Below are 5,290 nucleotides of genomic sequence, written 5' to 3' on the forward strand. Positions count from 1 at the left end.
CACTCTCCCAACCGCACGCCTGCCCCCCCCACCCACCCCCCCACCCCCTCCCCTCCCCCCCCCCCCCCCCCCCCCCCCCCCCCCCCCCCCCCCCCCCCCCCCCCCCCCCACGGCTCGGGAGGCGACACACACCTAGGAGGGTTCATGGCTCCCGCACTGCTGTTCCCGCTCCAGCCCCCGCATCCCGATGTGGTCGTGCCCTTCGGGGAACTGGTGAGAAGCGGCCTGGCCGGCCGACTCTGGCTGGGGCAATCGGTGGCGGCCGAGTCCCACCAGACGATCGCCTACCTGGCGGGCCGGGGGATCAAGGTGGCGGCCGGGCTGGGGGTGACGCTGATGCCGCTGCGCCACCCGCTGGAGGCGGCGGCCCAGGCGCGCAGCCTGGCGGTGCTCACCGGCAGGCCGGTCGTCGCCGGGTACGGCGCCGCCACCGCGGAGCTGGTCAAGGCGCTGCGCGGCGCGCCCTACGACAGGCCCGCGACGGCCGCGGCCGACTATGCCCGGGCGCTGCGCACCATCCTCGACGGCGAGATCCCCCCCACCTCCCGCGAGGCGTACGCCGCCGGCGGCGGCGGGCTGCCCCCGATGAGGCACGCCCCCGTCGAGGTGGGCCTGGGCGTGCTGCGCCCCGGCATGGCACGCAAGGCCGGCGCCGTCGCGGACGTGGCCATCACCTGGATGACGCCGCCCGCCTACGTGCGCGACACGCTGATCCCCGCCCTGGCCGAGGGCGCAGCGCACCGCGGCGCGCCGCCTCGCGTCGCGGCCGTCGTGCACGTGGCGCTGGCCGACGTCGGCCGCGACCCGCGCAGGCTCGCGGAAGCCGGGGCCGGGCACCACCTGCGGGCGCCGCACTACACCGACATGCTCAGGCGGGCCGGGGTGAGCGCCGATCCGGCCGACCCGCGCGCGGGCGCCGCCGCCCTGGTGGAGGCGGGGGTCTACGTGTACGGCACGGCGCAGGAGGTCGCCGAGCGCCTGCGCGGCTACCGCGAGGCGGGCGTCGGGGAGATCGTTCTCAACCCGGCGGGGGTGATGCGGACCGAGGGGTACAAGGCCGCGCTGGCCGACGCCGAGCAGATCCTCGACGCGATGGCCGGCGCCGATGACTAGCGCGCCGCCCTTCGGCGCCGAACGCCTGCTCGTGCTCGCCACCGGGTCGCTCGGCGCCGCCTTCCTGCCGTACTGGCTCAATTGGCTGCGGCACGGCTACCCGCGGCTGGAGGTCCGGGTGGTGTTGACCCGAAGCGCCGAGCGCTTCGTGACCCGGCAGTCGGTCGCGGCCATCACCGGCAGGGACGTGCCGCTCGACGTCTGGCCGCAGGACCCGGAGCCGGGCTCGCCGCACGTGGAGTACGCGAGCTGGCCCGACACCGTCCTGGTCTACCCGGCGACCTACCATTTTTTGAGCCGGTTCGCCGGCGGCAGCGGCGACACTCCCGCCCTGCTGGCGCTGCAGTGCACGTCGGCGCTGATCGGGATCGCGCCCGCCCTGCCGCCCGGCGCGGCCGGCTCCTATGCCTACCGGCGCAACCTCGCGGCGCTCAAGGACCGGCCCAACGTCGTGGTCGCCGACCCCGTGCCCACGCTGAGCACCCACACCAGGGAGCGCGACGCCCTCGCGGCCGCTCCCCTGTCCACCCTGATCGAACAGCTGGAGCGACGGCGCGAGCGGGAGGAGCGATGAGCGAGATCATCGAGTCGTTCGGCACCGGCTTCCTGCACACCACGATCGTCAGGCACGGCGAGGACGACTACCTGTGGACCCGGCGGCCCGGGCCCGAGCGCCGCGACGCGATGCGCATGCCCGGCGCCGCCGTGCTCGCGGCCGTCCGGGCACTGCCCGCAGGACCGGTCAGGCTCGTGCTGCCCGAGCGGGGCGACGGCACCGGCATGAGCTACCGGACCGATCAGGTCGGCTCGCTGGCGGGCGTCTTCCTGCGGGGCGCGTCGGGCACGGCCCGGATCGCCGACACCCTGGCGCAGACCGGCGCGACCCTCGCCCGGCTGCACGGCACGCCGGCCCCGCAGGGCGGCCTGCCGGCCCCCGAGGGCCCGCGGCGGCTGCTGTCGTGGCTGCAGGACGGGGACGGGCCCGGCGCCGCGCCCCGGCTGCACCGGCACGCGGCCGACATCCTCGGCCCCGGCCGCAGCGCCGCGGTCGCGGCGTGGTGCGCGCCGGCACGGCCGCGCGTGCTGCTGCACGGCGCCCCCAGCCTGGGCACCCTGCTGCCCCTGACGGCGGAGCGCGACGGCGCCCTGCTGACCGGGGAGGACCTGAGCGCCGGCGCACCGGAGTCCGACGTGGGCTGGCTCATCGGGGAACTGGTGGAGTTTCGCGAGCTGGCCGGCCGGTTCGGGCGCGCCACCCTCGACCACGACGCCCTCATCGGCCGCGTGCTGGACGGGTACGGCGGCCCCCTGGACCTGGCCGCCGTGGGCAGGGCCGCGACGGTGCGCTTCCTGAGCCACGTGCACGACTTCGCCGCGTACGTCAAATGGCACGACATCCTGCTGGACTACCTCGGGATCGTCGCCGACGTGATCGACGCGGCGCGGGCCGGGCGGTTGATCCGGCGATGAGGCGCCTGACACTGGGCAACGGCCTGCGGGTGGTCGTGGAGGAGGAGCGCTCCGCGCCGGTGGCCGCCGTCGCCGTCCACTACGGCGTCGGCTTCCGGGGCGAGGGCTTCCCCGGCCTCGCCCACCTGTTCGAGCACCTGATGTTCGAGGGGCACTTCCAGCAGGTGGAGGGCATCGGAGGGTTCTGCAACGCCTCGACCCGGCAGGACTACACCGACTTCTACACCGTCGTCCCGGCCGAAGCCCTCGACCGGGTGCTGGCCCTGGAGGCCGCCCGCATGCGCGCCCCGAAGATCACCGAGCGGGCCGTGCGGGCACAGACCTCGGTGGTGCGCGAGGAGATCCTGGGGAAGCTCCGCAAACCGTACGGCGGCTTTCCCTGGCCCAGGTTGTCGCCGGTGCTGTTTCGCGACGCCGCCAACGCCCACGACGGGTACGGCGACCACGAGTCCCTGCGCCGCGTCACCCTCCATGACTGCGAGGCCTTCTTCGAACGCCACTACAGCCCGGCCAACGCCGTAGTCACGGTGTCGGGGGACGTCTCGGCGGAGGCGGTACTGGAGGTCGTCGCACGCACCTTCGGGCAGATCCCCGCCAGGCCCGCCCCCGCGCCCGTCTCCTGGTGGGAGCCGTCGGCCGGGCCGCGGCAGGCCTCCTACGTCGACCGGCTCGCGCCGCTGCCGGCCCTCGCCGTCGGCCACCGGGTGCCCGACCCGGCATCCGGCGCCCACGTCGCGCTGTCGGCCCTGGCGGGCCTGCTCGCCGGGGGCGGCAGGCCGCGACTGCGCGAACGCCTGCGCCGCGAGACGGGACACACCATCACTTTCTCGGCGCGTGTCGGGTTGTTCGACTTCCTCGACGCCCGAGACCCCGACATGTGGGTGCTCACCGCGGTGCACCCGAGGGAGGTGCCCGCCGAGCGGGTGCTGGCCGCCGTGGACGCCGAACTGGAGTCACTGGCCGGCGACGGGCCCGGCGAGCAGGAGCTGCGGCGCTGCCGCAGTTCCTGGCTCACCTCCCATCACCGGTCCATGGACCGCATCGCCAACCGGGTGCGCCTGCTGGGACGTTTCGAGCTGCTGTTCGGCGACGCCTCGCGTGCCGTGCGGCTGCCGGAGATCTACGCCGGGGTGAGCGCCTCGGACGTGGCGGCCGCGGCGCGCGGCCTGCGCCCGGACTCGCGCGCGCTGCTCACCGTCCGCCCGAAGGAGGAATGACGTGGACCGTACGCTCGCCAACGGCCTGCGGGTGCTGGCCCTGCGCCACGGCGTCACCCCGCTGGTCGAGGCGCGCCTGCACCTGCCCCGGCCCTGCCCGGCCCGGGGCGACCTGGCCTCGTCCATGCTGCTGGCGGCCTGCCTGTCGCGACGCGAGGACGTGGAGTCGGACGTGGAGCTCGAAGCGGCGGCCGACGTCCACCAGATGACCGTCACCGCCCACGGCCCCGAGCCGCGGTCGCTGGCGGCGGCGCTGGCGCAGGCGGTGCGGGCGGTACCCGGCGAGGCCGAGGTGGAGCCGGCGCGCGGGCAGCTGACCGCCCAGCTGAAGATGGTGCGCGCGCACCCCGACATCACGGTCAGGCACGAGCTGGCGCGGCACCTGTTCGGCGATCACCCGGTGGCCTTCCAGGTGAGCGAGGAGGACGTCGGGCGGTGGCCGGAGCGGCCCTTGGACCCGTCCGGCGCCGTCCTGGTGATCCTGGGCCGGGACGACCCCGAAAGCCTGGCCGACGCCGCCGGCGAGGCGCTCGCCGGCTGGCCGACACCCCCGTGCCCCGCCCCGCCCCTGCCGCCGCTTCCCCCCATCGAGGGGGGCCGGCTCGCGCTGCTGCCGCGGCCCGGCGCGCCGCAGTCGCGCGTCCGCCTGCGCGCGCAGGCGGTGACGGTCGAGCACCCGCGCTATCCGGCCCTCTTCCTGGCCCTCAACGTGCTGGGCGGCTACCTCTCCTCCCGGCTGTCAAGGAGCCTGCGCGAGGACAAGGGCTACGTGTACGGCGTCACGACCTTCTTCGACACCCACCCCGGCAGCGCACTGCTGGCCATCGAGGCCGACACGGCGGCGGCCACCACCGGCGCCGCGCTCGAGGTGCTGGCCGCCGAGCTGCGCCGGATGCGCACGCACCCTCCCACCGAGCGGGAGATCGACTCCGCCCGGGCCTACGCGCTTGGCTCCATGGCCACCCGCCTGGCCCCCCGTGCGGCCTTCGCCTCTGCCCTCGCCGACATGGCGGCCAAGGGCAGGGACCCGCTGTGGCTGCTCGACTTCCCCCGCCGCCTGGCGGCCGTGTCGTCTCGCGACGTGGTGGCGGCGGCGAAGGACTTCTTCGCGCCCGGGCGCTTCTCCGGCCTGGTCGCCGCCGACCCCGGTACGCTCGCCTCCCCCCTGTCCCTGTGACCGGCGGGACTCCTCGCCGGCCTCCGGCGATGATGGACATTTCCCCTGTAGCCGCCGCACGGTCTCCGGGGGAAACGGCCAAAGGCCATACAGGTCATCGGGGCTGGTTCCGGCCGTACGGGAACGCTCTCGCTCAAGACGGCTCTGGAGCAGGCCGGGGTACTCCCCGGCGACCGCCGGCCCGGCCGGCTCCTGACGCGCCCGCACGATCGTGGAGTCACACTGACCACCTCCAGCCCGACCTGCCCACGCAAAGCGGCCTCGACGAGCAGCGCGTCCACCAACCCCTGAAACACCCCGGCCTTGGCCCAGC

The 5,290-nt window shown here is 75.6% G+C and carries 5 protein-coding genes; all 5 read left to right on the forward strand.

Annotated elements, in window-relative coordinates:
- Positions 1-144: 144 nt before the first annotated feature.
- From ACZ6RT_RS37390 to ACZ6RT_RS37410, 5 genes are read left to right on the forward strand one after another with little or no spacing between them, the layout of a single operon-like run.
- The gene (locus tag ACZ6RT_RS37390; RefSeq protein WP_399186073.1) at positions 145-1,113 is read left to right on the forward strand and encodes an LLM class flavin-dependent oxidoreductase; all 969 of its coding nucleotides are present in this window, start codon (positions 145-147) and stop codon (positions 1,111-1,113) included.
- A complete protein-coding gene (locus ACZ6RT_RS37395; protein ID WP_399186072.1) occupies positions 1,106-1,687 on the forward strand; it encodes a flavoprotein in 582 nt (193 codons plus the stop codon). Before ACZ6RT_RS37390 ends, ACZ6RT_RS37395 begins: the two co-directional genes overlap by 8 nt.
- Entirely contained in the window at positions 1,684-2,583 is a 900-nt protein-coding gene (locus ACZ6RT_RS37400; RefSeq protein WP_470158855.1) for a phosphotransferase, read from the forward strand. Before ACZ6RT_RS37395 ends, ACZ6RT_RS37400 begins: the two co-directional genes overlap by 4 nt.
- Positions 2,580-3,800, forward strand: coding sequence for a M16 family metallopeptidase (locus ACZ6RT_RS37405; protein WP_399186070.1), 1,221 nt, complete (start codon positions 2,580-2,582; stop codon positions 3,798-3,800). The genes ACZ6RT_RS37400 and ACZ6RT_RS37405 overlap by 4 nt, the downstream gene beginning before the upstream one ends.
- A gap of 1 nt (position 3,801) precedes the next feature.
- Positions 3,802-4,977, forward strand: a complete 1,176-nt coding sequence (locus ACZ6RT_RS37410) for a M16 family metallopeptidase (RefSeq protein WP_470158857.1) — start codon at positions 3,802-3,804, stop codon at positions 4,975-4,977.
- The last annotated feature ends 313 nt before the right edge of the window (positions 4,978-5,290 follow it).

It is taken from the genome of Streptosporangium sp. NPDC050148 (assembly GCF_055586505.1).

Excerpts from the sequence above, each read along its gene's own strand:
- ACZ6RT_RS37390 (WP_399186073.1), top strand. The coding sequence starts at position 145 with ATGGCTCCCGCACTGCTGTTCCCGCTCCAGCCCCCGCATCCCGATGTG.
- ACZ6RT_RS37405 (WP_399186070.1), top strand. The coding sequence starts at position 2,580 with ATGAGGCGCCTGACACTGGGCAACGGCCTGCGGGTGGTCGTGGAGGAG.
- ACZ6RT_RS37395 (WP_399186072.1), top strand. The coding sequence starts at position 1,106 with ATGACTAGCGCGCCGCCCTTCGGCGCCGAACGCCTGCTCGTGCTCGCC.
- ACZ6RT_RS37400 (WP_470158855.1), top strand. The coding sequence starts at position 1,684 with ATGAGCGAGATCATCGAGTCGTTCGGCACCGGCTTCCTGCACACCACG.